This is a genomic window from Mesorhizobium sp. M1027 (assembly GCF_040318745.1).
Taxonomy (GTDB): Bacteria; Pseudomonadota; Alphaproteobacteria; order Rhizobiales; family Rhizobiaceae; genus Mesorhizobium.
Window position 1 is genome coordinate 73198 of the sequence record NZ_JAMYMW010000017.1, and the last position, 25430, is coordinate 98627.

Genomic DNA, 25430 nt, shown 5'->3' on the forward strand with positions numbered 1-25430 from the left:
CTCAACGCCGAGCTTACCTCATTGACATCAAGTTCGTGACTAGAACAGCCGTGGCGGCATCGAGTGCGGGTTGATGGACCTCCGAATGACCGATGTCCTTCAACTGATCGGTCGTCAAATCTGCCAGTGCCCTCCGTCTTGCGGCGGTCCGCCGCCATCCCGTGAAGGCAGCGATCATCATTGCTGCGCCTTTCAAGCTAGACCCAAGCAAGCGTTTGGACATGCTGCGGGCGGCGCGAGTTTCCGAGTGAGCCATTGTTTTGGTCTCCCATTTCGAGTTTGCGCATGGGAGCGTGCCACGCAGACGTTTTCGGCCTGTTCGGCTGGGCGTGAACAACTGGGAGAAGTCCGGCGATCCGCCGTTAAATCGGTGTTAAATCGATCCACCGAGATGCTATTCTGTCGCCGCGGTCAAAGTCTGGAGACGATTTGTGCGCATCCGGTTGCTTGGTGGCCTGGAGGTTACTTCCCCGGAGCACCGGCCTGTCCGGTTCGCCACACGCAAGACTTCGCTCCTTTTTGCTGCCCTGGTTCTCGCGGGCCGCCGCGGCCATGGTCGCGAGCAGCTTTCCGAAGCCTTTTGGCCGGGGGGAAGCAACGGGCAGGCCCGCAATAGTTTGCGGCAAGCGCTGGTCGACATCAGGCGCACGTTCCCCGCCAGCTCGGATGCAGCCGTCTACATCTATGGGGATCAGGAAACCGTTGCGCTTATTGCCGGTCCGGATGAGGCGGACATCTCGATCTTCGACCGGAAATTGGAGCAGGGCCGAACCGCCGATCTCGCCTTCGCCGCCGATCTCTACCGCGGTGAGCTGCTTGCCGGGCAAGCCATCCCTGACGAACTGGACGAGTGGTTTGGACCGTATCTGAGCAAGTATCAGCGCAAGGCGCTGCAATTGGTCGACCGGCTGAGCCTGGCGCTGCCCGCACCCGGCTCAGCCGAAGAGACGGCCTGCGAAGGGCTCGCGGAGCGATTGCTCGCCTCGGATCCGACGGCGGAGGCAGCCCATCGGGCGCTGATCCGCATCCATGCTCATCGAGGCCACGAAAACGCGGCCTTGCGTCAGTTCGAGCTGTGTCGGGCAGCTTTAAGGAAACATCTGAACGCCGAGCCTGAAGAGCAGACAAGCTCGCTGGCGGCTTCCCTGCAGTCCCGTGAACGACCTGAACATCAGCGGCCGGAGCCAAGCTCTGGCGCCGCATCACTGGCGCCGGTTCTGGCAGTCCCGACGAGGCGCGACGACCAGCCATCGATTGCGGTGCTGCCGTTTCAGAACCTAAGCGGTGATATCGAGCAGGAATATTTTGCCGACGGCATGGTGGAAGACATTGTCACCGCCTTGGCTCACTTTCGGCACCTGTTCGTAGTCGCACGGAATTCGAGCTTCACCTACAGGGGACGGTCCATAGACATAAAGCAGGTCGGGCGTGAGCTGGGCGTGCGCTATGTGGTCGAGGGAAGTGTTCGCCGGGCGGGCGACCGCCTGCGCATCGCCGGGCAGCTCATCGACACCTCGACGGAGGCCTATCTCTGGGCCGACCGTTTTGACGGGACGCTCGCCGAAGTCTTCGATCTGCAGGACCAGGTCGCCTCGAGTATTGTCGGCGCAATCACACCGAAAATGGAGGAGGCTGAGATCGAGCGTGCCAAACGCAAGCCGACAGAAAGCCTCGACGCTTATGATTACTACCTCCGCGGGCTGGCGGCCTTTGACCGGACGATCACTAGTAGATCGGCCATCGACGATGCCTTGCGCCTCTTCATGAAAGCGATCGACCGTGACCCGGAGTTTGCCGCAGCCTATGCGCGGGCGGCGCGGTGCTACGCCACCCGAAAAAGCAACGGCTGGATGACAGACCGCGCGAAAGAGAATGCCGAGGCTACTCGACTGGCCAGGAGAGCGGTCGAACTCGGAAGGGACGATGCGATTGCGCTTTCCTTCGGTGGATACGTCCTCGGCTACGTAGGTGGCGACCTTGACGACAGTGCGGCTTGCATCGATCGCGCGCTCGTTCTCAACCCGAATCTAGCGGCCGCGTGGGGCCTAAGCAGCTGGGTCAAGGCTTGCTTTGGCGAGCCAGGCAAGGCCGTCGAGCACGCCGCGCTTGCCATGCGCCTAAGCCCATTGGATCCACGTCTGTTCGCTTGGCAATTCAACACCGGGCTCGCTCATTTTTGTGCCGGCCACTACGATGACGCCGCCGCTTGGGCGGGAAAGTCGCTACGGTACCAACCGAACTACGTGAGCGCGATGCGTGTAGTGGCGGCGAGTCATGCCCTGGCGGGACGCCTGTCGGAAGCGCAGCAGACTATGGCCCGGGTCTGCGAGGTCGATCCCTCGCTGCGGCTCTCGAATCTCGCCGAGGTGCTGCCGCCGTTTTATCGACCGGACGATCGCAGCAGATATATCGAAGGTCTTCGCAAGGCTGGCCTGCCGGACTGACTCGCGGCAACGCTTCGCGCGGCCGTGGGACGCGCAAGCTGGATATCAGACCTTGGCGACGATCCGCATGAAGGCCGGCATGTCGTCGCCGAAGCCGACGGTCGCGTCATTGTCTTCCTGGCGCTGGCGGGCAGGGCGCTCGCGCTGCGGCCTGGTGTCGCCGCGTTCGGGCGCGCGCCGTTCGTTGCGATCGGGGGAAGCCTTCCGTTCAGGTGAAGCCTGGCGCTCGCTGTTTTCCGAGCGGATCGCCTCCTTGCGGGTACGCCGCTCGCCAATATCGGCGACGGCGGCTTCGGCCACGACCGGCTGTTCCTCGCTAACCGCTTCCGGCGCTGCTTCTTCGCTGCGCTTGGCGTGGCGTTCACGCGGCTTGCGCTCGCCCCTGTCCTTGGCGTCGTCCTTACGCCCGGCGCGGCGTGGCGCACCACGGCCACGGCGCGGGGCCTCGTCCTCGCCGCCCTCGCTGGCGACGACTGTCGACAGGTCGCCGTCATGCCACTCGATCTTGGTGCCGATCAGCCGTTCGATGGCGTCGATGTATTTGGTGTCCGATTTGGTCGCGATGGTGAAGGATTTGCCGGAGCGTCCGGCGCGGCCGGTGCGGCCGATGCGGTGGACATAATCCTCGGCGTGGATCGGCACGTCGTAGTTGAAGACATGGCTGACGTCGGGAATGTCGAGGCCGCGCGCCGCGACGTCCGAAGCGACGAGGTACCGCAGCTTGCCGTCACGGAAATTGGCCAGCATCTGCATGCGCGCGCGCTGGTCCATGTCGCCGTGCAGAGCGCCGGCGTCGAAATCATATTTGAGCAGCGAACGGAACAGCTCCGACACCTCGACCTTGCGGTTGCAGAAGATGATGGCGTTCTTCAGCTCGGCATCCTCGGCCTTCATCAGATTGCGCAGCGTCTCGCGCTTGTCCCAGGGTTTTGGCCCGGATTTCACCAGCCGCTGGGTGATGTTGGTGGCGGCCGATGCTGCCTTCGACACTTCGACGCGCACCGGCGCGTGCAGGAATTTCTCGGTGAGCTTGGTGATTTCCGGTGGCATCGTCGCCGAGAAGAACAGCGTCTGCCTGGTGAACGGGATCATTTCGCAGATGCGCTCGATATCGGGAATGAAGCCCATGTCGAGCATGCGATCGGCCTCGTCGATGACGAGGATCTCGACGCCGTTGAGCAGGAGCTTGCCGCGTTCGCGATGGTCGAGCAGGCGGCCTGGCGTCGCGATCAGCACGTCGGCGCCGCGCTCGAGCTTCTTGTCCTGCTCGTCGAAGGACACGCCGCCGATCAGCAGCGCGATGTTGAGCTTGTGGTTCTTGCCGTATTTGACGAAGTTTTCCTCGACCTGCGCGGCGAGCTCGCGCGTCGGCTCGAGGATCAGCGTGCGCGGCATGCGGGCGCGGGCGCGGCCCTTTTCCAGCCGGGTGAGCATCGGCAGGACGAAGGACGCCGTCTTGCCGGTGCCGGTCTGGGCAATGCCCAGCACATCCTTGCCGAGCAAGGCGTGCGGGATAGCACCAGCCTGGATCGGCGTCGGCTCGGTGTAGCCGGCATCGGTAACTGCGGAAAGGACCTTCGGCGACAGGCCGAGGTCTGCGAAGGTCAACGCTTCTTGAGCGATCTGGGTGTCTGAGGACAAGTTTGGCGGTCTTTGGCTGGTTCGGGGGCGCAACGTAAGCAGTCGCGGCAAGCGCCGCGCGCCTGCAAGATTGGTATTGCAGGTAGGCGCAAGCCCACGATTTGTCAACACAAACGGGCGGCATTGGCACGATTGTGAAGTCGTAACCTTAATCGCGATGCTTAATTTACGCAGTGGCTGCCGCGCCCGCTCAATACCTGAACTGTTCGGCGAGAATGCGCTCGTTCCACGAATGATTGGGATCGAACAGCAGCGTCGCCGTTGCCGTCGGCGATTCCCTTACCGTGACCGTCGTCACCGCCTTGACCTCGGTGTGGTCGGCGGCGGCGTTCACCGGCCGCTTTTCCGGCTCCAGAATGTCGAAACGTACGCTCGCCTTGTTGGAGAGCAGCGCGCCGCGCCAGCGGCGCGGACGAAACGGGCTGACCGGGGTCAGCGCCAGCAGCGGAGCGTCGAGCGGCAGGATCGGCCCGTGCGCGGACAGATTGTACGCGGTCGAGCCGGCCGGCGTCGCAATCATCACGCCGTCGCAGTGCAATTCCTCCAGCCGCTCTTGCCCATCCACGGTGATGCGGATCTTGGCGGTCTGGTAGGACTGGCGCCAAAGCGCGACCTCGTTGATCGCCAGCGCCGAAATCGTCTCGCCCTCCGCCGTAACTGCCTGCATCTCCAGCGGACGGATCGTTTCGGCAACGGCCGCCGCGATGCGCCCGGTCAAGCCGCTGGCGCGGTATTCGTTCATCAGGAAACCGATGGTGCCACGGTTCATGCCGTAGACCTTCTTTCCCGTGCTCATCGTCTCACGCAGGGTCTGCAGCAGAAAGCCGTCGCCGCCGAGCGCCACGACGATCCCAGCTTCTTCGACGGATGCCTGGCCGTAACGCGCAGAAAGGCTTTCCAGCGCCGCATTGGCGTCGGCTGTACCGGATGAGACGAAGGCGAAACGGCTGGCGGTTTTGCTCATGGCTCTCAACGACAACCGATTGGCGACGACCGTTTGGCGACCGATTGGCGGCGACCGGTTGCTGGGCCGCGCCAGCGCCGGGTTAGCATGGGTGGGCATTTCTGCAAAGGGAGGGAGGTGTCTTGATATGGCGCCGAACAGGGCGCACTCGCGCATCATGTCGGAGGACAAAATGATGTGATGGTTAAGACCCGCCTTAAACTCTCGTAAAGCCGGATCGATCATGTTAGCCGGCAGCGGACGGGCGGCGTGGGGGCTAACCAGTCGAGGCCGATCTATTGCCGCTGGCACGCTTGATTATTGTCTTCCTGATGCTGGCAAGTTTTGCCCTGGCTTTCGCGGAACTGGTGCGTCAGTCGGAGGAAAAGAGTTTCAGACCCGAGCCGACGGCCTCACGCTGCGGCGACGCGGCGGGGACACCCTGTCCGCAAAGGGCGCTTTGACGTTACTACGCTGGTCCTTAACGGGCGAGCAGATGACAGCCGGCCTGGCGCTTTTGCGCGAGATACTCGTCGACAAGCTGGCGATAGCGGACTCTCCCGAAGCTCGGGAAATGGCCGCCATGCACGACCGAGACATCGAGATCGCGCAGGCGCAGCAGCGTTTCGACATAATCGTCGATATCGGAGTGATAGACGTCGTCGATCAGCGGGCCGTCATAGATGATGTCGCCGGAAAACAGGATGCCCGTCCTGTTTTCGTAGAGCGCAATGCCGCCGGGTGAATGGCCGGGCGTGTGGATGACCTCGAAGGCACGGTCGCCGAGATCGAGGATATCGCCTTGCTCGAGCAACCGGCCGGCTGGTGCGGGCAGGATCCGGTAGCGCTTCGTGTCCCAGCCGTGCGGCATGCCGTCGAACATCTCGTCGGTGGCATAGCGGTCGGCAACCGTCCATTCGTTCCGCGGGTCGGCGAGGATCCCGGCCTCGGCCGGGTGCACGCAGCGGTCGGGGAATTCGTGATGGCAGCCGATATGGTCGAAATGCGTGTGGCTGGCCACGCAGGTGAGCTTGCGCTCCGTGACCAGCGGCACGTGGCGGCGCAGGCTGAAATGGCCAAGGCCGGTGTCGAACAGAAGATCGCGGTCGCGGCCGCGCACATGCCAGATGTTGCAGCGGAAGAACGGCTTGATCCACGGCTCGTGGATCAGCGTCACGCCATCGCCCATGCGGATGGTTTCGTACCAGTGGCCGGCGTCGATGGTTGGAAGCGTGCTCATGTTCAGTCCGCAAGCAGGATGATGTCGCCAGCATCGCACGATACCGCGACCACGTCGCCCGGCCGGACTGCCGATGCCGAGGGAACCTTGGCGATGAAATGCAGCGCCGGGTCGGTCGTGGAGGTCCCCAGCACACGCTTGAAGCTGCCCTGGAAGACGACGTCGCTGACCTTGGCCGTACCGAGCGCCACAGCACCGCCGGCAGCGCCGAGGACAAGATGCTCCGGCCGGACGGCCAGCGCAACGGTCGAGCCGGCCGGCAATGTGCCGGGCACGGAGAGCGACCCAAGCTTCGTGGTGACGGTGATCTCGCCGCTCTTCGCCTCGGTCACCGTTCCCGATATTAGCGTGCTTTCGCCCATGAAGGTCGCGGAAAAGCGCGTCGCCGGCCGTGCATAGACACGCTCGGGCGGTCCTTCGTCCTCGATGCGCCCGTCATTCATCACCACGCAATGGTCGGCCAGCGCCATCGCCTCTTCCTGGTCGTGGGTGACGTGGATGAAGGCGGTGCCGACGCGTTTCTGGATCGCCTTCAATTCATCCTGCATCTGCCGGCGCAATTTCAGGTCGAGCGCGCCGAGCGGCTCGTCGAGCAACAGCACCGCGGGCTCGACCACCAGGGCGCGCGCCAGCGCCACGCGCTGCCGCTGACCGCCCGAAAGCTGATGCGGCTTCTTGTCGAAGGCAGTGGCCAGCCCAACCAGCGCCAGCGCCTCGCGCGCCCTTGCTGCCCGGGTTGCGCCATCGACACCCCGCATGCGCAGCCCGAAGCCGACATTGCTGCCGACGCTCATATGCGGAAACAGCGCATAATCCTGGAACACGGTCGTCGTCGGCCGCTTCGCGGGTGGGACGGCGGTGCAGTCCTCGCCGCGGATCAGCACCTTGCCTTCGCTCGGCGTGACGAAGCCTCCGAGGATGGACAGAAGCGTCGTCTTGCCGGAGCCGGATGGCCCGAGCAGGATCGTGTAGCTGCCCGGCTCGATCGTCAGCGAGACGTTCTTCAGCACGGTGAGCTGGCCGAAGCGATGCGAGACCGAGCTTATATCGACCAGTGGCGCACTCATCCCGGCTTCCTCCGCAACAGCATCAGCTCGAACAATACCACCAGTACGATGGAGACGGCGAAGACCAGCGAGCCGACGGCGTTGGTCTTGGGATTGAGGCCGGAGCGCAGCAGGTTCCAGATCTCGACCGGCAGCGTCGTGTCGAAGCGCGTCAGCAGGAACGAGATGACGAATTCGTCCCAGGAGAAGGTCATCGACAGGAAGAAGCCGGCGAAGATCGCCGGCGCCATAACGGGTACGGTAATCAAAAGCAGCACCTTCCATTCGGCGGCGCCGAGATCGCGCGCGGCGCGCTCGATATTGATCTGGTGGTCGCCCATCTGGCTGTAGATGATGGCAAAGCAGAGCGGCAGGTTGATCACGACATGGCCGATGCCGGCGGCAAGTAGCGATTTCGGTATGCCGGTCCAGTTGAACAGCACCAGCAGCCCCATGCCGATGATGAGATAGCTGACGGTCAAGGGCAAGGTGATCAGCCCGCGCATCAGGCCCGAGCCCGGCAAGGCGAAGCGCGCAAAACCCCAGGCGGAGAGAAAGCCGAGCGTGACGGCGACAGCCGAGGAGACGACCGCCACCAGCAGCGAATTGACCAGCGCCGAAGTCAGCCGCGTGTCGGCGAGCACGGCCTCGTACCAGCGCAGCGACGGCCCGGTGAAGGGCGGGATCGGAAACGAGGTTGCCTGCAGCGAAAACAGCACCAGAACGACGACCGGCAGAAATATGAAGCCGTAGATTGCGATGGCGTAAAGGCCGGAGACGAGGCGGATGAAAGCGCGCATGGTCAGGCCCGCTCGATCTTCAGCCAGCGGGCGCAGGCGAGGTAGGCGATGGTGACCACCGCCATCAGGATGATCGACAGCGCCGAGGCGAGCGGAAAGTCGCCGCGCCGGCCGATCTGCATCATGACGAGCTGCGGCATCAAAAGCTCGTTGTTGCCGCCGAGGATCTGCGGCGTGATGTAGTCGCCGATGCACAGCACAAAGGTGAGGAAGGCACCGACCATGATGCCAGGCAAGGTCAGCGGCAGAACGACATGCAGGAAAGTCCGCAGCGGCCCGGCGCCGAGGTCGGCGGCGGCCTTGCGGTAGCTGGGGCTGAGCTGCTTCAGATTGGCGAAGATCGTTAGCGTCAACAGCATGACGAAGAAATGCACGAAGCCGGTGATGGTGGCCAAACGCGTATTGGCGAGTTGCAGCGGTTCGCCGAACAGGCCGGAGCCGGTCAACGCGCGGTTGACGACGCCGTTCTGTGCCAGCACCAGCAGCCACGAATAGGAGCGCACGACATAGGAGGTCCAGAAGGGCAGCACCGCCAGCATCAGCGCCAGCCGCTGCCAGCGCTCCGGCACCTGTTCGGCCAGAATCCAGGCAAAGGGATAGGCAAGCAGCACCGAGATAATGGTGACGATCGCTGTGACCTGTAGCGAGTTCACCATCGCCTGCCAGTAGGACTGATTGGCAAAGAATTGGCTGTAGTTGGACAGCGTGAAGCCGCCGCCTTCGTGCGCCGTCAGGCTAGATACCGCCATGGCGACGAAGGGCAGCACGAAGAACAGCAACGTCCAGCCGAGCGCCGGCGTGACCAGCGCCCAGGGCAGGGCGCGCCCGCTGTTGGCGGCGTTCACGACCGGCAGCCGGTCATTGCGCCTGCAGCATTTCGGTCCAGACGTCCTGCATCTTCTTGTCGAGATCGGCATTCGGCGCCGGATAGGCCTGGGCGCGGGCGAGGAATTCCGGCTGCTCGTCGAAGCGCAGGATCTTCTTCTGCTCGTCGCTCAGGGCCGCCTTGCTGTTGGCCGGCATGCCCCAATAGCAGGACGAGGTGGCGAGCCGCGCCTGCCCTTCGGGGCTCATAATGTACTGGATGAATTTAAGCGCCAGATCCTTGTTCTTGGAATCCTTGAACATTGCCAGCGACTGCGACCACAGCACCGCGCCTTCTTTCGGAATAGAGAAGTCGAGGGCAGGGTTTTCCTTGGCCAGCCCAGCCGTCACCCATTCGCCGCCGCCGACCAGTATGTCGACCTCGCCTGTCGCCAGCGCCGTCTGGCTGGCGGTCACTTCGCCGACCAGCTTGGCGTTGGCCTTCATTTTGAGCAGCTCTTCCTTGATGGCAGGAAGGTCGGCTTCCGTCAGTTCCGCAGTCTTCTTACCGATCGCCAGTGCGGCCATGCCGATGACCGGCAGGTAATAATCGTAGATGGCGATCTTGCCCTTGTATTTGTCGCCGGTCAGCGCGGCAAGCGACTGCATGTCGGCCGGGTCGACCTTGGTCTTGTTGTAGCCGATCGTGTTGTAGCCGAACTTTTCGGTGATGCCGTAACGCTTGCCGTCGACGACGGTGGAGCTATCCATCTTCACCTGCGGAAACAGATCGGCCAGCGGCAGCTTATCTTCCGGTAGCGGTTCGAACAGGCCTTTTTCGACGCCCCGCGGTATGTCGATGCTGTCGATCACCATCACGTCCCAGTCGCCCGGCTGCGACTGTTCGACGATCGCCAGGCCGGCGCCGGTGCCTTCGAACTCCTTGACATTGACCTTGACGCCGTTCGCCTCCTCGAACGGCTGCAACAGCGCCGGATCGGCGTGATCGCACCAGATCAGCGCGTTGAGGTCCTGCGCCTGAGCGAGGCTGCCCGCCGCCAGTAGCAGTGCTGCCGCGGCACACGCGCCCTGGCTCTTCAGAACGGAAAGCGGATTCCTGACGGTTGGATTGGGGGTCTTTGGATTGACGGACATCGAGTGTTCTCCCTTGCCTTTTTGGCTTGTAGCAAAAAATTGAACCAATTCTAAAATTGAGTCAATTCTGTTTTTGTGGCAAACAGCCGCTATGAGCGGATTGCGGGCAAGGCAGAAGGCGGATCGGCACCGCCGCATCATCGAGGCGGCGGCGGCGCTTTTCCGCGATGCCGGCTATGAAGGCGCCAAGATCGAAACTATCGCCGCGCAGGCCGAAGTCTCGGTCGGCACGATCTACAACTACTACCAGAACAAGGGCGACATCCTCGGCGCGATCGTTTCGATGGAGGTCAACGAGGTGCTGAATGCCGGGCGCGGCGTCGTCGCCAACCCGCCAGCCAATGTCGGCGACGCTCTCGATACGCTGCTGGGCATCTATATCGAACATTCGCTGCATTATCTCAGCAAGGAGATGTGGCGGCAGGCGATGGCGATCTCGACGCAACTGCCGGACAGCCCGTTCGGCCAGGCCTACACGGCGCTCGACCGGGCACTGACCGAGCAGATTCGCGCGCTGATCGCCAGGCTACAGGCGCTCGGCCTGGTGCGCCGCGACATCGATGGTCCCGCGCTCGGCGAACTCATCTTCAACAACATGAACATGATGTTCCTCGAGTTCGTGAAGCGCGAGGAGGCGAGGATTGCAGAATTGCGCACGGCGATACGCAGGCAGAACCGGATATTGGTGGCGGCGATTGGGGTGTAAGACGATCAAGGGCGAGTAGGACCAGCAACACAAATCGCCGCAGCCGGAGTATCGCCTAACGGTTGATCAGCCATAGAATGGCCGAGAGCACGATGCTGACCAGTATCGCCGTGGTGATAGGGACATAAAGCCTGAAGTTCTCACGCTCGATCACGATATCGCCGGGCAGCCTGCCAAGGCCGGAGCGGGCCAACCAAGGCCACAGCAGGCCTATGGCGACTATGCTGAGACCAACGACGATCAGAGTTCGCGACATGGCATCCTGCCGGAAAGTGTCGTGCCAGAAATATAGTGTTGACGGATCTTGCAAGCAGCGCTTCCACTCGATATTGCCTCTTGAGTTGAGATTGAAATCTGCTACAACCTTAACGGGCATCAAGGGAGGGATTGGATGCGGATTTCTATCTGGCATTGGGCTATACTGCTGCTGCTGATCGGCGTGCCCGTTTTCTTTGCCGTTCGGTCAGCCGCAAAGCCATTACAGGATCCTTCGGCTCTCGTCGGTTTTGGAGGCTGGCTTATGCTGCTGGCGATTGGACAGTGCTTGGCACCTTTCCGCACGCTGGCTGAGCTGTTCTCTTCGAGCGGGGGCTATCGACAGCTAATGACGCTCCCCAACGGCGCCTTGGCGGTCTACGGCGAGGTCGCCCTGTTGCTGGCGTTTCTGGTGCTCCAGCTGGTTGTGTTCGTTGCAATGCTCCGGCGGAGTTCCCGTTTCAAGCAGCTGTTCCTGTATCAGTGGTTTGCAATACCAATCGTGTTTATTCTGGACACGACATGGATCTCAGCGGTTATGAGCGCTCCTGTGAGCTTGGTGCTTGCAGGGGATGCGCTGGTAATGCCCGCAGTTTCTTTTGTCCTGACCGGGATCTGGGTCGCCTACGTCTACAAGTCGGTCAGGGTGAGAAACACGTTCGACCGGGCCGCGATATCCGGTCGGGTCGCGAGTGCTTCCTGAGCTTGCCGCGAGCCCTATGTATGGCAGCCGACAAAAAATGCCGGGCGCGCTGCATCGACCCGGATCACCCGGCCTGTAGGCCTGCTCGAGCGAGGATTTCAGGCGCCGGCGTGACATGTCCGTGCGGCTTGCAGTAGCCGGGGTCGATCGCGCGATAGCCAAACAGATGGCCGAGTGGCGCCAGGATCCCCAGCGCCACTCGCTGAATCGCAGGTGGCGGGTGCGTGAAGACGATTACATCGGCAAATTCTCTGGCGATAACTGCCGCCTGAAGCGGCGAAGGCCTGCCTTTTTTGTCCACCTTGCCGCCATTGGCCAGGCCGAAGAGCATGCCAATCAGCAGTTCGAAACGGTTCGGGTCGACATTGTCTGCACCTGGCGCCCGGTCGACTTCGACCAGCACATGCGCTTCTTCGGTTTTGCTGCTGTTCCACCAATCATGTGCGACGCCTGCTTCGACCGTGGCGGATTGGCCTGGCCCCAGGGACAAAGTCTCCCCGGCGATGCGAGCGTCGAGCCGGCCGCCGAGGACGGCAAACCGTTCCGTCAGGTTCGGGTGGTAGTGCTCGCCCACCACTGCGGCTCCCGGTCGGGCGGTCAGATGAGCGATGCCAGGTCCCTGGCCGCGGTCTTCGGTGCCACGCAGGATGACCGCATATTCGCCGGTCACCTTGTTCTCGTAGACATCTCCACAGCGTGACATGGATCAGCTCCGGGTTTCAGAGCACCGCTGCCGGCAAGCTTACGGTTAAAGGGTTGGCGGTTCAACGGCCGCTCGAACGAGCGGTTGTGAAACTCCTGCGCCGGCTCGTCGACACGGGCGCGACCGGTGCTCTCTACCGGACATGCTTAGGCGGGCGCGCTCGTGGAAACGGCACGACCGTCAGTGGCGCCTTGCGGAATTCCGCGATGGCTATTTCTTCAATCAGCGCGTCGAGGGCCTCGTTGACGCGTTGGCTCGTTTCATCCACGCCGCAGAGGCGGTTTTGTGCGCACTCCAAAAGCTCGCGCGCCGCGGCGAAATCACTACGCATGACAACACCTTTGGTTTTTGGCCCGCCGCACGGGCATTGTCGGCGCGCTTAATTGAGTGAGTGCTAATATACACTGGAGCAATTTAATCGAATGCTGTTAAGTGGCCGTCGGGAGGCGGGACGAACGTATGGCCCAGCAAAAAGCAAGACAGGAATGAGCTCGGCGTCTCCTAGTAGGAGATGCTTGAGCCCGATCTGGTTCAGGCTAAGCCGGCAATTTCACGGGAACTTTCTGGCGATCCCGACGCTTCCGGTACGTACCGTCCTAATCTGTCGTATAGTCAGGCCCAAAACGGGTCGGCAGGTTGTCGGCGAGTTTCAACCAAGGGAGCTTCTCCTCAAAAGCGACATGCAGCGTAGGTGCAAATTTTTCTGGCTCCTCCATCGCCGCCGCAAAAAAATGCATGACATCAGACATGTTCTTTGAGCGGAAGGACAGCGGCGTACCACAGTGATCGCAAAATGTTCTTTCCACACCGGGAGAAGAGTTGAATACCTTCGGTAGCTTGCCCAGCCATCGCCATTGGCCGTTCAAGACGCCAATATAGGTGGTCATCGGCGCAGAACATTGCCGCCGACAACTTTCACAATGACAGACCACGCAGGCCTGTGCCGGACCATCGACTGCAAAAGCAATAGCGCCACATACGCAATGACCACGCATGCAAATACTCCTAGAGTCAACAAGGACAGCTTCATGCCTGGGCGTGAGGAAAGGCGCCACGAAATGCGCCGAGCTGGCGCCCAATTCCGACATTCGGCGCTGGCGATTCTCCTCGCCTGCGCGAGGCTTTGCCTCCAAGCTGCCTTCACTATCGCCTTTGCGACATATTGAAATGTTCGTAGAGTTTCTTCGCCAGGCCGCTGGCGCCAAAGCCCGTCAATACCGATGAAAGTGCCGGCGGCGCCTTCTTGTCGAGCATGGCCTTGGCGATCATCAGATCGTCGCTTCGCTTACGAGTCCTCAGCCTAATACGATCTTGGGCGGCTTAAGAATTCTCTGGCGGCGGCAATCTGGCGTCGATGCTCGCGAAGGAATGCCGCGCCGAAGCAAATGGCGAATGCCAGTACCGAAAGGCTTGTGGTTGCTCTTGATGCAGGATCAGGATCGGGACTTACCAGGAAACGGAAGCCGAACGCCAAGGCGAAGACGACAACGCCACCAAACATGCCGCTGATGAAGGGGGCGGTCGTGCGTCTCTGCTCCAACTAAGACTCCTATGGCTTACCCCTGGGGTTTTTCCGCTAGGGAACTATGGTTTCCGCTAGGGAATATATGCTTTGAAGCTGATGTGCCACCGATCCTGACGACCCCGGCCTGTGGATATCGGGGATGAGCAGATATCAAGCGCCCCGGAGGTCTCAAGAAGCCCGTGCTGGTGCCCCCGGACGGGATCGAACCGCCGACCTTCGGTTTACAAAACCGCTGCTCTACCAGCTGAGCTACAAGGGCACGGCGCTCCGGTTAGCATATTTGCTGCGCCAGTAAAGACAAAACTCCGTTTTTCGGTTCCCGGCGACCGCGCCGGTTCTGCCGCCAGGGCGTCCTGAAAACGGCCAATTCGCTCCCTATATTGATGCAAGGTGCAATCGCATCAGCGAGGCATTCGCATGATCAGGTTTGTCATCATTCTCCCGCTCGTCGTCGTGGCCTGGGTTCTCCTGGTGAAACTCGTCAAGGATCTGAAGCGCGCCAATATCGACTGGACCGGCGTCACCACCATCATCGGCTTCATCGCGCTCGCGTTCTGGCTTCGCCATATCACCGGCATGGGCTGAGGCCTGCCGATTGTTCCGGTGACTGTCGACCAGCGCGACCGTTCGTGGTCGCGGCTGACAATATCAGACTGGCACCCCACTGCCCCCTTTTTCTGCGTGTCTGAGTGGCAGGGCAGAGGGGTTGTTCCTCCGACCTCTTAGGACCTGGGTTCCTCGCCCGCCGCGAAGCGGGGGAGGCCGCGAAGCGGCCGGAAAGGGGCCTTCGTAGGGCGCGGTCCCCTCTTCGTCGCGGCTTCGCCGCGCCACCTCTCCCCACCTCCGTGGGGCGAGGAACCCAAGCTGGAATAAAGTCGCGCTCCGTCAGCCTCTCTGTCCTGTCGAACATCGCTTAAGGCGAGATCGGATGCCGCTTCAGCATTCACCAACACTCTTGCCGATGTACAGGGATTTCCCGACAGCCTAATCTACTGCCGAGCCGAAACAGGGAGAGAGGGCGCTTGGGCGAGCACGATCCGAACGAAGAGCCGATCGAGACGGTTTTCCGCAACGGCACAATCACCACCGTCGGCATCCTGCTGGCGTTCTCGCTGGGCTTCATCACGCATTGGGCCGCCAACCCGATACCATGGGGAATCTATCACCTGGCTGCCGTCGTGCCGATTTTGATCGGCATTGCCCTGCAGATACGAGCGCTGCGGTTGCTGCTCGACATAACGTCTCTACAACGGCGCGTTTATGAACGCGCCAATCGTATCTTCATTGCCGGCCTCATCTTCACCGCCTGCGGAGTTGGGCTGGCGATGCTGCTTGATTTCTACGACCTGTCGACCAAGAGCGCGGTGCCCGGGGGCTAGCTCTGGCCATCCTGGCAGATGTCGCACCATTCGGCGCTGGTCAGCGCTGCCATGCGCTCGGTTCGCTGCCAAGGCCGGGAGGGGTCGGCAGGCCGCCGATCATCCTAGTCACCTGCGCTGCTGCATCGCGCACCAGCGGGCCGATTTCGGCCAGCCGCTCCGGTGTGACCCGTACCGTCGGCCCGGAGACCGAGACGCCGCCGATCGGCTCGCCGAATTCATTGAAGATGGCGGCGGCAACGCAGCGCATGCCCGGATGCCGCTCCTCGTCGTCTACCGACCAGCCGCGCAGCTTGATCGTCACCAGGTCGCGGGCGAGCGCCGAGATGTCGGACAGCGTGTTTTCGGTGAAGCGCTCCAGCCCGGCCCGGCGCAGGATGGTGGCGACGCGTTCCGGCTCGAGATGCGCCAGCACCGCCTTGCCGATACCCGAGGCATGGAAGGAGCTGCGCGTGCCCGGCCGGAAAAAGGCGCGGATCGCCTGGTGCGTCTCGACCTGACTGACGAAGACGACGCAATCGTCCTCGGCGACGCCGAGATTGGCGGTCTCGCCGGTCTTCTCCATCAGTTCCTGCATGACGATACGGGCGCGGTCGACCAGCTTGCGGCGGCGCAGGAACGCCGCGCCCATGCGATAGGTCTCGACGCCGATCGACCACAGCTGGTCAGGGCCGTCGAACTCGACCATGCCGTGGTTTTCCAGCGTCGTCAGCATGCGGTAGGCGGTGGATGCCGGCAGACCGGAACTGGCGGCGATCTCGCTCAGCGACAGGCCACTGCCATCGGCGACGATTGCCAGGATGCGCAGCGCCCGGTCCAGCGACTGCACCGAGGCGGCCTCGGCCGGCCCGTTGAAGGCGCGCGGCCGGCCGCGCTGGCGTTTTTCGGTGGTCTCCATCGGGCCATTCTTCGCTCTGTTCGCCCAACAAGCAATGAAAAAGTTTTTCACCGATTTGCCAAGCGAATTCGTGGAAAACAGAAAGTCAAATCAATTCAACTCACAAGAGCCGTTTTCTAGAAATGAAAAAATATTCTGAAAAAATTGAAAAATCATTGGTGCGCTGGCATCATAGGCTATCAACAATTCCGTGGAGGCTGACATGGCCAGGATGCGCGCAGTCGACGCAGCGGTTCTCGTTCTCGAAAAGGAAGGCATCTCCTGTGCCTTCGGCGTGCCGGGTGCTGCGATCAACCCGCTCTATTCGGCACTGAAGGCGAGGGGCAGTATCCGCCACATCCTTGCGCGTCACGTCGAGGCGGCCTCGCATATGGCCGAAGGGTTTACCCGCGCCAGATCGGGCAATATCGGTCTGTGCATCGGCACTTCGGGTCCCGCCGGCACCGACATGATCACCGGCCTCTATTCGGCCGCTGCCGATTCAATTCCCATCCTCTGCATCACCGGGCAGGCGCCGCGCGCGCGTCTCAACAAGGAGGATTTTCAGGCCGTCGATATTGCGGCGATCGCCGCACCCGTCGCCAAATGGGCGGTCACCGTCATGGAACCCTATCTGGTGCCGATGGCGCTGCAGAAAGCGTTCCATCTGATGCGCTCGTCGCGGCCGGGGCCGGTGCTGATCGATTTGCCTGTCGATGTGCAACTGACCGAGATCGAGTTCGACATCGATGCCTACGAGCCGCTGGTGCCGTTCAAGCCGGCAATGTCGCGCGCCCAGGCCGAGAAGGCGTTGACGATGCTGAACGCGGCGGAAAAGCCTGTCATCGTCGCCGGCGGCGGCATCATCAACGCCGATGCGTCCGATCTGCTGATCGAGTTCGCCGAGGTCACCGGCGTGCCTGTCATTCCGACGCTGATGGGCTGGGGCGCGATCCCCGACGATCACCGCCTGATGGCTGGCATGTGCGGGCTGCAGACCTCGCACCGCTATGGCAATGCCACGATGCTCGAAGCCGATTTCGTTTTCGGCATCGGCAACCGCTGGGCCAACCGCCACACCGGTTCGGTCGACGTCTACACCAAGGGTAAGAAATTCATCCACGTCGATATCGAGCCGACGCAGATCGGCCGCGTCTTCGCACCGGACCTCGGCGTCGTCTCGCATGCCGGTGCGGCGCTTAAGATGCTGCTCGACGTCGCCACCGAGTGGAGGATGGCCGGGAAATTGCGCGACTGGTCGGGCTGGGCCGGCGAATGCCGGCAGCGCAAGAAGACAATGAAGCGCAAGACGCATTTCGACCAGGTGCCGCTGAAGCCGCAGCGCGTCTACGAGGAGATGAACAAGGCGTTCGGCCGCGACACCACCTATGTCACCACGATCGGCCTGTCCCAGATCGCCGGGGCGCAGTTCCTGCATGTCTACAAGCCACGCAACTGGATCAATTGCGGCCAGGCCGGCCCGCTCGGCTGGACATTGCCGGCAGCCCTCGGTGTTCGCGCCGCCGATCCGGACCGCACAATTGTGGCATTGTCCGGCGACTATGATTTCCAGTTCATGATCGAGGAACTGGCGGCCGGCGCACAGCACAAATTGCCCTACATCCATGTCGTCGTGAACAATGCCTATCTCGGGCTGATTCGCCAGGCGCAGCGCGGCTTTTCGATGGATTTCGAAGTCAGCCTGGCCTTCGAGAACGTCAACCGGAAAGACGAGCCTGAGGCGGGCTACGGCGTCGACCACGTCGCCGTTGCCGAGGCGATGGGCTGCAAGGCGGTCCGGGTGCGCCGGCCGGAGGAATTCGCCGGTGCCTTCGAAGAGGCAAAGCGCCTGATGGACGAGCACCAGGTTCCGGTGGTGCTCGAATTCATCCTCGAGCGCGTCACCAACGTTTCGATGGGTACCGAAATCGACAAGATCACCGAATTCGAGGAGCTTGCCGAACATCACGAAGATGCCCCCACGGCGATCGTCATGCTCGACTAAGCCGCATATGAGGAACTACTGCCATGCCACGGTTTTCAGCCAATCTTTCGATGCTCTTTGGCGAGCGTGACTTCCTCGACCGCTTCGATGCCGCCGCCCGCGCGGGCTTCAAGGGCGTCGAGTATATCGGCCCCTATGACCATGCGCCGGATGTCGTCGCGGCCAGGTTGAAGAAGAACGGGCTGACGCAGGTCCTGTTCAACCTGCCTGCCGGCGACTGGGCCAAGGGCGAGCGCGGCATCGCGATCCTGCCCGACCGCGTGCCGGAGTTCCGGCAGGGCATTGCCAAGGTCGTCACCTATGCCCATGCGCTCGGCTGCGAGCAGGTCAACTGCCTCGCCGGCATCGCGCCGCAAGGCGTCGATCGCTCCGTGCTGGAAGACGTCTTCGCCGAAAATCTGGCTTTCGCGGCCGAAAAGCTGGAGCAGGCCGGCATCAGGCTGCTGATCGAGCCGATCAACACCCGCGACATTCCGGGCTTCTTCCTGAATTACTCGGACCAGGCTCTGGCCCTGATCGACCGCGTCGGATCGAAGAACCTGTTCCTGCAATACGACATCTATCACATGCAGATCATGGAGGGGGATCTCGCCCGTACCATAGAGGCAAACCTCAACCGCATCGCGCATATCCAGCTTGCGGACAATCCCGGCCGTCATGAGCCGGGGACGGGCGAGATCAATTTTCCTTTTCTGTACAACCACATCGACCGCATCGGGTACTCCGGCTGGGTCGGGGCGGAGTACAAGCCGAAGGGCGGAACGGAAGCCGGGCTTGGGTGGTTTCGGGACCTGGCCGGGCAGGGCAGCGCGGCGGCGTAGACGCTACGTATCGCACGTCGCGTTCCTGCGCGCCCCCCTCTGGCCTGCCCTCTTTGCCAAAACTTGGCATCTCCCCCACAAGGAGGGAGATCGGATGTCACCGCCGCTTTCGCCAATTTTCGAGGTTTAGAAAGTTACAAGCCGACGCCGAAATTGCCGATCTCCCCACCCGTGGGGGAGATGGCCGGCAGGCCAGAGGGGGGCGCGAAAGAACTCGGCCTTAACAAGGAAACACGACGGAGAACTAAAATGGAAATCATCGGCTTCATCGGCCTCGGCATTATGGGCACGCCGATGGCGGGGCATCTGCTAGACGCCGGTTATCAGGTCGTCGCCAGCGACCACCGCTCGAAGCCGCCGGCCGATCTCGTCGCCAGGGGATTAAAGACCGTCACCGGCCATGATGCCGTTGCCCGCGCGGCCGACATCGTCATCACCATGGTTCCGGATACGCCGCAGGTCGCCGACGTGCTGTTCGGCGAAAACGGCGTCGCGTCCGGGCTGACAAGAGGCAAGCTGATCATCGACATGAGCTCGATCTCGCCGATCGAGACCAAGGAATTCGCAAAAAAGATCAACGATGTCGGCTGCGACTATCTCGATGCGCCGGTGTCGGGCGGCGAGGTCGGCGCCAAGGCGGCGTCGCTGACCATCATGGTCGGCGGCGAGGAAACAGCCTTCGAACGCGCCAGGCCTATCTTCGAGAAGATAGGCAAGAACATCACTTTGGTCGGACCCAACGGCGTCGGCCAGATCACCAAGGTCGCCAATCAGATCGTCGTCGCGCTGACCATCGAGGCCGTCGCCGAAGCGCTGGTTTTTGCATCGAAAGCCGGCGCCGACCCGGCCAAGGTCAGGCAGGCGCTGCTGGGCGGGCTCGCAAACTCGCGCATCCTGGAAGTGCATGGCGAGCGCATGATCAAGCGCAGCTTCGCGCCCGGCTTCCGCATCGAACTCCACCAGAAGGACCTGAATCTCGCTCTCGAAGGCGCCAACGCGCTCGGCGTCGCCCTGCCCAACACCTCAACGACGCAGCAATTGTTCAACTCCTGCACGGCCAATGGCGGGGCCAAAGAAGATCACTCGGCGCTGGTCAGGGCGCTGGAGCGGATGGCGGGATGTGAAGTGGGTGAATAGTAAATAGTGAATAGTGAGTAGTAAATAGCAGTGAGTAGTTGGTAATGAGTTGGTAATGAGTTGGTCACGACCTACGTGCAGTCTCACCATTCACTCTTTCAAAAATTTCCTTGCCGCATAAAGGCTCACCGCCGCGGCGTTCGACACGTTGAGCGAGCGGATGGCGCCGGGCATGTCGAGCCGGGCCAGCGTCGTCACCGTCTCGCGCGTTTTCTGGCGCAGGCCTTTGCCCTCGGCGCCAAGTACCAACGCGATCTTTTCTCCGGCAAAGCTCGTTTCGAGCTCCGCCGGCCCGTCTGAATCCAGGCCGATCGTCTGGAATCCGGCCTCGTGCAGCTGCTCCAGCGCATCGGCGAGGTTCTTCACCTCGATCTGATCGATGTGTTCGAGCGCGCCGGAAGCCGACTTTGCCAGCACGCCGGATTCCTGCGGGCTGTGGCGCGCCGTGGTGATCAGTGCGCCGGCGCCGAAGGCGACCGCCGAGCGCAGGATCGCGCCGACATTGTGCGGATCGGTGATCTGGTCGAGCACCAGCACCAGCCTGGTGTCGCCGAGCGCATCGAGGCGTTTCGGTTTCAGCGGCTCGGCCTCGATCAGCACGCCCTGGTGCACGGCATCGGAGCCGGTGACCTTGTCGATGTCCCTTGGTTCGACCAGTTCCGCCTTGAAGGGCAAAGCGCCGAGATCGGCGATTGCCAGTCGCTCGGCAGCGTTGCGCGTCACCAGCATCTTCTTGATTTTGCGGCGCGGATTGTCGAGTGCGGCCCGCACCGTGTGCAGCCCGTAGAGCCGCACCAGCCCATCCGCCGGGTTCTCGCCGGGCGGCACCGGCTGGCGCGGCCTGAACGCTGGCGCGCCGCCGCTCTTCTCGTCGCGATGCGCGCGGCGCAGCTTGGCGTAGTGGGTGTCTTTAGGGGTCTTGGATTTGTTATCGTTGCTCATGGCCGGCTTCTATAGCCGTGTCGTCCGGTCATGGATACAGCCGCAGAAGCTGCTTGTCGGGCGAGGCGTGAGATTCAGCGCTTTTTGCCGGGCTGTTGCGGTTGACAGTTTTGGGCGCTGCCGCCATAAGGCGCTTCGCGGAAGGGCTGCTTTGGCAGCCGCGACGCGTCGATGCCTCGTTGCATGGCTCCGGCGGCAGACTGGAGAGGTGCCCGAGTGGTTAAAGGGGACGGACTGTAAATCCGTTGGCTATGCCTACGTTGGTTCAAATCCAACCCTCTCCACCACTGCCGGCCCGGAAGCCCTGAAACGCAGAGCGAGCGTCGGAGCGGATCCGATGCTTGACTGAAAGGCGCGGGTATAGCTCAGTGGTAGAGCAGCAGCCTTCCAAGCTGAATATGCGGGTTCGATTCCCGCTACCCGCTCCAGATTTCCCGCAGCCGCAGCGCACCTCGCGCACGATGCCGAAGCAGGCAGCCCCAAGCGAAGCGCTTTGCCGATAGTTCAAAGTATTCGTTGCGCGTCCAGACGGACGCGCATCTTAATCTGTGTTATCGTTGTCCCGAACCGCAGGCGGCGTTGGGCGACAGGCGTCAGCTCGCGAATTTGCTGAATATGGACGCGAGCTGGTTCTGCTGCGGCACTTGCCCGTTCGGCGTCAGCTGGTCGACAAGCCCGGGCAAGGCCGCGGACAATTGCTTGAGCAGATCCTGCTGGTTCAGGCCCGTCCTTTGCGCGATCTCCTGAATGATTTGTGGCCCGAGAGCACTGCCCAGATCGCTGGGGTTGATCGGCTGGTTCTGACCGGTACCGACCCACGAATTGGCAACGTTGCCGTGGCCGGCGTCCTTCAGTTTGTCGAGCAGGCCGCCCAGACCGCCAAGCAGTCCGCCGTCGGCGGATGCGGTTGTATCAGGCGGGACGGGGGCAGGGCTCTGCGCTGCCTCCGGCTGGGCGGAACTTCCACCGCTCAGCATTTTTCCCACCAACAGTGCGCCGAGCGCGATCATCAGCGGCTTGGCGACGTTGCCGCCGGGAACGGCATTGTCAAACAGTCCCATTGTGGATCTCCATGTCAAATTGCCCGTCCGTCTCCAACAATGACGCATCCATGGCGAATTTCAAGCCGGTTTGAGCTTTCCGTAATCATGATTTTCAAGTTGGCTTGAGCTTTGCTTAATAATGTGGAAGTAATCGGGTGCGGGGAACGGAGAGGAAAAATGTCAATATTAAGCTGGATTATTCTCGGCGTCATCGCCGGCTTCATAGGCAGCAAGATCGTCAATAAAAGCGGGCAAGGCCTTGTGCTCGACATCGTGCTCGGGATTGTCGGTGCCATCGTCGGCGGGCTCATCTTCAGCGCCTTTGGCGCGTCGGGCGTTACCGGGCTCAACATCTATAGCCTGATCGTAGCCGTGGTCGGTGCCGTGGTTGTCCTGTGGGCCTATCACCAGTTCAGCGGCAGGCGGGCTCTGTAGAAGCCGCTCGGCAATTGCGTCGGCATTCATCCGAATGCCGACCGCCTATCTGATCCTTTTGAGGATTTCGCGGATCAGCGTGTTGAGGCCGGCTTCCAGCCCTCCCACCATGATCGGCCATAATTCCTCGAGCAGTCGCTGCCATGCGGCATCGCGCCCGTTCCTCACCGGCAGATTTGGCATCGCGCCCATTGCCGCCGTCACGTCGCGGCGCAGCCGGTCGCCGCAGGCGCTTGCGCCGCTGATCGTCGGATCGAAGGGCAGCCGGGTGAAATCCCATTTTCCGCGCTGCTCGATGCCGAGATTGCTTTCGACCTCGGCGTGCGACAGCACCGTTTTGGGCGTGGCCTTGATGCGGTAATATTTGCAGAGTTCGGCGACAACCGTGGTCATCGCGTCCCACTGCGCCCTGGTCATCGGATAGCGGCCGGCATCGAACGGCCTTTCCTCCGCCCCGGCCATGCAGCAGAGCGAAACCCCGATCGAGCCGCCGTTGCAGTTGAGCGTGTGCGCGGCATATCCCGGTTTTACCCGGCTCGAATTGAGCGCGATCGAAGGCCGGCCCCTGACCAGGCGGCCATTCCCCTCGACCAGTATGTGATACGCATCCCTGTCGGTATCGCCGGCCGAATGCGAGCCGGCCGTCCAATGGCAAATGACGCGCCTCATCGCAACATTGGGCAATCAGTCGGGCGGCAACGCCACAGAAATCCCCGCGACATAAGTTCAGTGACGGAGCACAGTATAGTTTCGTTGGCGGCCGACGCGAAAACGAAACGATAATTTGGTTGAGCGTTTTCTAACGGTCAGCTATTCGCCGGCATCTCCGGCGACCGCGTGTTCTCTGTATTGCGGCAGATCGTCGGTGATCGTGAACCACTTCGCCTTCGAGCCGACGAAGATGTGCTGCGTCGGGCGGATGGTCGGCTCGTCGACGAGGGTTCCCATGGCGACATGCACGAAGGCACCGTCGCGGACCACGGAATAGAGCAACGAGCCGCAAGTCCGGCAGTGCGCGTCATGGCCGGTTTCGTCGCCGAAGATCATGAGATTGTCCTCGCCCTTGGTCAGGCTCAGCCTGTCGCGTTCGATGCCGGCGAATGGCTTGAACGCCGAGCCGGTGGTGCGCCGACAGTTCGAGCAGTGGCAGTTCGCGGCATAGATGAACGCGTCCGCCACCGCGTACTGAACGGCGCCGCACAGGCACTTTCCGGCGAGCATGCGGTTGCTTGCATTCTGGTTGTTTCCGTTCTCCGGGCTTGCCATACGCTTCTCCACTCAGGCGATCGTCCCTACACCCTCTCCAGCTCTAGGCGACGACGGTTAACCGGCGCTTGCGCTCGTCGAGCGAGACAATGGTCAACCCGCTGGCGACCACCAGCAGGATACCGCAGATGGCCAGCGCATTCGGGAGCTGCCGGAAAACCACCAGGCCTGAAATCACCGCCCAGACGGTAAAGCAATAGTAGAACGGCGCCACCACGCTGGTCGGCCCGACACGATAGGCCATGAAAATGAAGAAGTGGCCGAAGATCAGGAACAGTCCGGCGCCGCCCATCAGCAGCAGGTGACGGGTTTCAGGCACCACCCACTGCTCGGAAACCAGATGCGCAACGCCGGCGCCGGCGAGCACCACAATCACCGCGGAAATAGCCACGACCATTCCCGGCACGTCGGCGGCGACCTTGCGCCCGGCCAGATCGCGCGCCGCGGACAGGGCTGCATTGCCGAGCGCCAGCAGGGCGTAAACCGAAATCCCCTGCATCGTCGGTTGTGCCACCATCACCGCGCCGACAAAGCCGAGCCCGATCAGCGCCAGGCGTACCCCGCCGATCCGTTCGCCAAACAGCATCGAGGAGCCGACCAGCATCAGCAAGGGCGTGATCTGTCCGAGCGCGGTCGAATCGGCGATCTGCATGTTGGCGAGCGCAACCACGTAGCAAAGGATCGCACCCAGTTCGAGCAGGTTCCTGCGCAAAACCTTGGCGTCGAGGATCAGCGGGATGTGCTTGCCATAGCCCAGCATGAAGAGCAGCGGAATGCCCCACAATGTTGCCGCAGCGCCGCGCAGGAACAGCACCTCATAGGGCGGCAGTCCCGCGGTTGCGAGCTTCATCATCGTGTCGTTGACGATGTAGGACCCGGTCGAAACGACCATGAACAGCGGGCCTCGTATGGCAGTCGGGATGAAATGCATCGGCCCACGAAATCAGACCGGCGCCAAAGCGGCAATGGGCCAGATCCGCCTGTAAATCCGTCAAAGCCGTCAGCCGCCGCCGTAGCCATTCCATTTGCCCCTGTTCGTTCCTATATCCGCGCCACATTCTCCGAAACCGGATCACGCGTTCGGGCGGGCGAGCGCGCTCGGCGACAAGGCACTTGTGTTTTTCGGCCTTAGTCGCTAATCGCCCCGCATTCGACTGAACTGAAGGTCCAGGCCGTCCCCAGGCCGTCCAAGGAAAGAGACTATGGCAAAAGGTAAATTCGAGCGCACTAAGCCTCATGTGAACATTGGCACGATTGGTCACGTCGACCATGGCAAGACGTCGCTGACGGCGGCGATCACCAAGTATTTTGGCGAATACAAGCGCTACGACCAGATCGATGCGGCGCCCGAAGAGAAGGCGCGCGGCATCACCATTTCGACGGCGCATGTCGAATACGAGACCGCCAACCGCCACTATGCCCATGTCGACTGCCCCGGCCACGCCGACTATGTGAAGAACATGATCACCGGTGCGGCGCAGATGGACGGCGCGATCCTGGTGGTGTCGGCCGCCGACGGTCCGATGCCGCAGACCCGCGAGCACATCCTTTTGGCCCGCC

30 protein-coding genes and 3 tRNA genes are annotated in these 25430 nt (G+C 62.0%); 12 read left to right on the plus strand and 21 right to left on the minus strand.

The genetic code is table 11. The features are described 5' to 3' along the window. Positions 1-13: 13 nt before the first annotated feature. The gene (locus NKH50_RS27035) at positions 14-256 is read right to left on the minus strand and encodes a YjiS-like domain-containing protein (protein ID WP_352689927.1); all 243 of its coding nucleotides are present in this window, start codon (positions 254-256) and stop codon (positions 14-16) included. 175 nt (positions 257-431) lie between these two features. Between NKH50_RS27035 and NKH50_RS27040 the strand changes: the two genes are divergently transcribed. Continuing rightward, complete coding sequence (locus NKH50_RS27040) at positions 432-2444, plus strand: BTAD domain-containing putative transcriptional regulator (RefSeq protein WP_352882150.1); 2013 nt, start codon at positions 432-434, stop codon at positions 2442-2444. Between the two features lie 45 nt (positions 2445-2489). On the opposite strand, the gene NKH50_RS27045 is transcribed toward NKH50_RS27040, so the two are convergent. The 7 genes from NKH50_RS27045 to NKH50_RS27075 all read right to left on the minus strand — a co-directional run bounded on the left by NKH50_RS27045 (position 2490) and on the right by NKH50_RS27075 (position 10073). Further along, positions 2490-4085: a DEAD/DEAH box helicase gene (locus tag NKH50_RS27045; RefSeq protein ID WP_352477469.1), complete on the minus strand. Its 1596-nt coding sequence runs from the start codon at positions 4083-4085 to the stop codon at positions 2490-2492. Positions 4086-4275: 190 nt separating this feature from the next. Further along, on the minus strand, positions 4276-5049 hold the full coding sequence (locus NKH50_RS27050) for an NAD kinase (RefSeq protein WP_254817113.1): 774 nt from the start codon (positions 5047-5049) through the stop codon (positions 4276-4278). Positions 5050-5509: 460 nt separating this feature from the next. Beyond that, positions 5510-6268, minus strand: coding sequence for an MBL fold metallo-hydrolase (locus tag NKH50_RS27055; RefSeq protein ID WP_352882153.1), 759 nt, complete (start codon positions 6266-6268; stop codon positions 5510-5512). A 2-nt stretch (positions 6269-6270) separates the two neighbouring features. Then, the gene (locus NKH50_RS27060) at positions 6271-7335 is read right to left on the minus strand and encodes an ABC transporter ATP-binding protein (protein ID WP_352882156.1); all 1065 of its coding nucleotides are present in this window, start codon (positions 7333-7335) and stop codon (positions 6271-6273) included. Further along, complete coding sequence (locus NKH50_RS27065) at positions 7332-8114, minus strand: ABC transporter permease (protein WP_352882159.1); 783 nt, start codon at positions 8112-8114, stop codon at positions 7332-7334. The genes NKH50_RS27060 and NKH50_RS27065 overlap by 4 nt, the downstream gene beginning before the upstream one ends. Before the next feature lie 2 nt (positions 8115-8116). Beyond that, complete coding sequence (locus NKH50_RS27070) at positions 8117-8959, minus strand: ABC transporter permease (RefSeq protein WP_502896212.1); 843 nt, start codon at positions 8957-8959, stop codon at positions 8117-8119. A 13-nt stretch (positions 8960-8972) separates the two neighbouring features. Beyond that, on the minus strand, positions 8973-10073 hold the full coding sequence (locus NKH50_RS27075) for a polyamine ABC transporter substrate-binding protein (RefSeq protein ID WP_352739753.1): 1101 nt from the start codon (positions 10071-10073) through the stop codon (positions 8973-8975). 91 nt (positions 10074-10164) lie between these two features. Between NKH50_RS27075 and NKH50_RS27080 the strand changes: the two genes are divergently transcribed. Then, on the plus strand, positions 10165-10779 hold the full coding sequence (locus NKH50_RS27080) for a TetR/AcrR family transcriptional regulator (protein WP_352882162.1): 615 nt from the start codon (positions 10165-10167) through the stop codon (positions 10777-10779). A 55-nt stretch (positions 10780-10834) separates the two neighbouring features. On the opposite strand, the gene NKH50_RS27085 is transcribed toward NKH50_RS27080, so the two are convergent. Further along, on the minus strand, positions 10835-11035 hold the full coding sequence (locus tag NKH50_RS27085) for a DUF2905 domain-containing protein (protein WP_254817120.1): 201 nt from the start codon (positions 11033-11035) through the stop codon (positions 10835-10837). A gap of 135 nt (positions 11036-11170) precedes the next feature. Between NKH50_RS27085 and NKH50_RS27090 the strand changes: the two genes are divergently transcribed. Further along, a complete protein-coding gene (locus NKH50_RS27090; RefSeq protein WP_352689930.1) occupies positions 11171-11737 on the plus strand; it encodes a DUF2569 family protein in 567 nt (188 codons plus the stop codon). 64 nt (positions 11738-11801) lie between these two features. On the opposite strand, the gene NKH50_RS27095 is transcribed toward NKH50_RS27090, so the two are convergent. The 6 genes from NKH50_RS27095 to NKH50_RS27120 all read right to left on the minus strand — a co-directional run bounded on the left by NKH50_RS27095 (position 11802) and on the right by NKH50_RS27120 (position 14224). Then, positions 11802-12440: a cupin domain-containing protein gene (locus tag NKH50_RS27095; RefSeq protein ID WP_352882166.1), complete on the minus strand. Its 639-nt coding sequence runs from the start codon at positions 12438-12440 to the stop codon at positions 11802-11804. A 133-nt stretch (positions 12441-12573) separates the two neighbouring features. Continuing rightward, entirely contained in the window at positions 12574-12771 is a 198-nt protein-coding gene (locus NKH50_RS27100; protein ID WP_352649913.1) for a hypothetical protein, read from the minus strand. Between the two features lie 265 nt (positions 12772-13036). Then, complete coding sequence (locus NKH50_RS27105; RefSeq protein WP_352882169.1) at positions 13037-13528, minus strand: GFA family protein; 492 nt, start codon at positions 13526-13528, stop codon at positions 13037-13039. Between the two features lie 55 nt (positions 13529-13583). Further along, positions 13584-13709 carry a hypothetical protein gene (locus NKH50_RS27110; RefSeq protein ID WP_352882170.1) on the minus strand — a complete coding sequence of 42 codons (126 nt, stop codon included), beginning with the start codon at positions 13707-13709 and terminating at the stop codon, positions 13584-13586. A 31-nt stretch (positions 13710-13740) separates the two neighbouring features. After that, positions 13741-13980, minus strand: a complete 240-nt coding sequence (locus NKH50_RS27115; RefSeq protein WP_352882171.1) for a hypothetical protein — start codon at positions 13978-13980, stop codon at positions 13741-13743. Between the two features lie 168 nt (positions 13981-14148). Further along, positions 14149-14224, minus strand: a tRNA-Thr gene (locus NKH50_RS27120). Between the two features lie 158 nt (positions 14225-14382). Here NKH50_RS27120 and NKH50_RS27125 point away from each other — a divergent pair. Together NKH50_RS27125 and NKH50_RS27130 are read left to right on the plus strand one after the other, a co-directional pair. After that, on the plus strand, positions 14383-14550 hold the full coding sequence (locus tag NKH50_RS27125) for a hypothetical protein (RefSeq protein WP_292661863.1): 168 nt from the start codon (positions 14383-14385) through the stop codon (positions 14548-14550). Positions 14551-14987: 437 nt separating this feature from the next. Then, positions 14988-15344 (plus strand): hypothetical protein, encoded by a 357-nt coding sequence (locus NKH50_RS27130; protein ID WP_352882172.1) that lies wholly within the window; start codon positions 14988-14990, stop codon positions 15342-15344. A 40-nt stretch (positions 15345-15384) separates the two neighbouring features. Here the strand turns inward: NKH50_RS27130 and bhcR are convergent, their stop codons facing one another. After that, on the minus strand, positions 15385-16242 hold the full coding sequence (gene bhcR, locus NKH50_RS27135) for an HTH-type transcriptional regulator BhcR (RefSeq protein WP_352882174.1): 858 nt from the start codon (positions 16240-16242) through the stop codon (positions 15385-15387). Positions 16243-16444: 202 nt separating this feature from the next. On the opposite strand from bhcR, the gene gcl reads away from it, so the two are divergent. From gcl to NKH50_RS27150, 3 genes are all read left to right on the plus strand, one after another. Further along, a complete protein-coding gene (gcl, locus tag NKH50_RS27140) occupies positions 16445-18226 on the plus strand; it encodes a glyoxylate carboligase (RefSeq protein ID WP_352882176.1) in 1782 nt (593 codons plus the stop codon). 23 nt (positions 18227-18249) lie between these two features. Then, positions 18250-19047: a hydroxypyruvate isomerase gene (hyi, locus tag NKH50_RS27145; protein ID WP_352882178.1), complete on the plus strand. Its 798-nt coding sequence runs from the start codon at positions 18250-18252 to the stop codon at positions 19045-19047. A gap of 249 nt (positions 19048-19296) precedes the next feature. Continuing rightward, entirely contained in the window at positions 19297-20184 is an 888-nt protein-coding gene (locus tag NKH50_RS27150) for a 2-hydroxy-3-oxopropionate reductase (RefSeq protein WP_352882180.1), read from the plus strand. Between the two features lie 90 nt (positions 20185-20274). On the opposite strand, the gene NKH50_RS27155 is transcribed toward NKH50_RS27150, so the two are convergent. Next, the gene (locus NKH50_RS27155) at positions 20275-21126 is read right to left on the minus strand and encodes a TrmH family RNA methyltransferase (protein WP_352882182.1); all 852 of its coding nucleotides are present in this window, start codon (positions 21124-21126) and stop codon (positions 20275-20277) included. Positions 21127-21328: 202 nt separating this feature from the next. On the opposite strand from NKH50_RS27155, the gene NKH50_RS27160 reads away from it, so the two are divergent. Continuing rightward, positions 21329-21413 (plus strand) — tRNA-Tyr (locus tag NKH50_RS27160). Between the two features lie 67 nt (positions 21414-21480). After that, positions 21481-21554, plus strand: a tRNA-Gly gene (locus NKH50_RS27165). 165 nt (positions 21555-21719) lie between these two features. On the opposite strand, the gene NKH50_RS27170 is transcribed toward NKH50_RS27165, so the two are convergent. Continuing rightward, positions 21720-22187 (minus strand): YidB family protein, encoded by a 468-nt coding sequence (locus tag NKH50_RS27170; protein WP_023680430.1) that lies wholly within the window; start codon positions 22185-22187, stop codon positions 21720-21722. A gap of 159 nt (positions 22188-22346) precedes the next feature. On the opposite strand from NKH50_RS27170, the gene NKH50_RS27175 reads away from it, so the two are divergent. After that, positions 22347-22604 (plus strand): GlsB/YeaQ/YmgE family stress response membrane protein, encoded by a 258-nt coding sequence (locus tag NKH50_RS27175; RefSeq protein WP_023680431.1) that lies wholly within the window; start codon positions 22347-22349, stop codon positions 22602-22604. Positions 22605-22649: 45 nt separating this feature from the next. On the opposite strand, the gene NKH50_RS27180 is transcribed toward NKH50_RS27175, so the two are convergent. The 3 genes from NKH50_RS27180 to NKH50_RS27190 form a co-directional block, all read right to left on the minus strand. After that, complete coding sequence (locus tag NKH50_RS27180; protein ID WP_352882185.1) at positions 22650-23273, minus strand: peptidoglycan recognition protein family protein; 624 nt, start codon at positions 23271-23273, stop codon at positions 22650-22652. Between the two features lie 141 nt (positions 23274-23414). Then, positions 23415-23870 (minus strand): GFA family protein, encoded by a 456-nt coding sequence (locus tag NKH50_RS27185; RefSeq protein WP_352882187.1) that lies wholly within the window; start codon positions 23868-23870, stop codon positions 23415-23417. Between the two features lie 43 nt (positions 23871-23913). After that, complete coding sequence (locus NKH50_RS27190; protein WP_352882189.1) at positions 23914-24801, minus strand: DMT family transporter; 888 nt, start codon at positions 24799-24801, stop codon at positions 23914-23916. Between the two features lie 271 nt (positions 24802-25072). Between NKH50_RS27190 and NKH50_RS27195 the strand changes: the two genes are divergently transcribed. Beyond that, a partial coding sequence (locus NKH50_RS27195) for a GTP-binding protein (protein ID WP_236390070.1) occupies positions 25073-25430 on the plus strand: 358 nt, incomplete at its 3' end.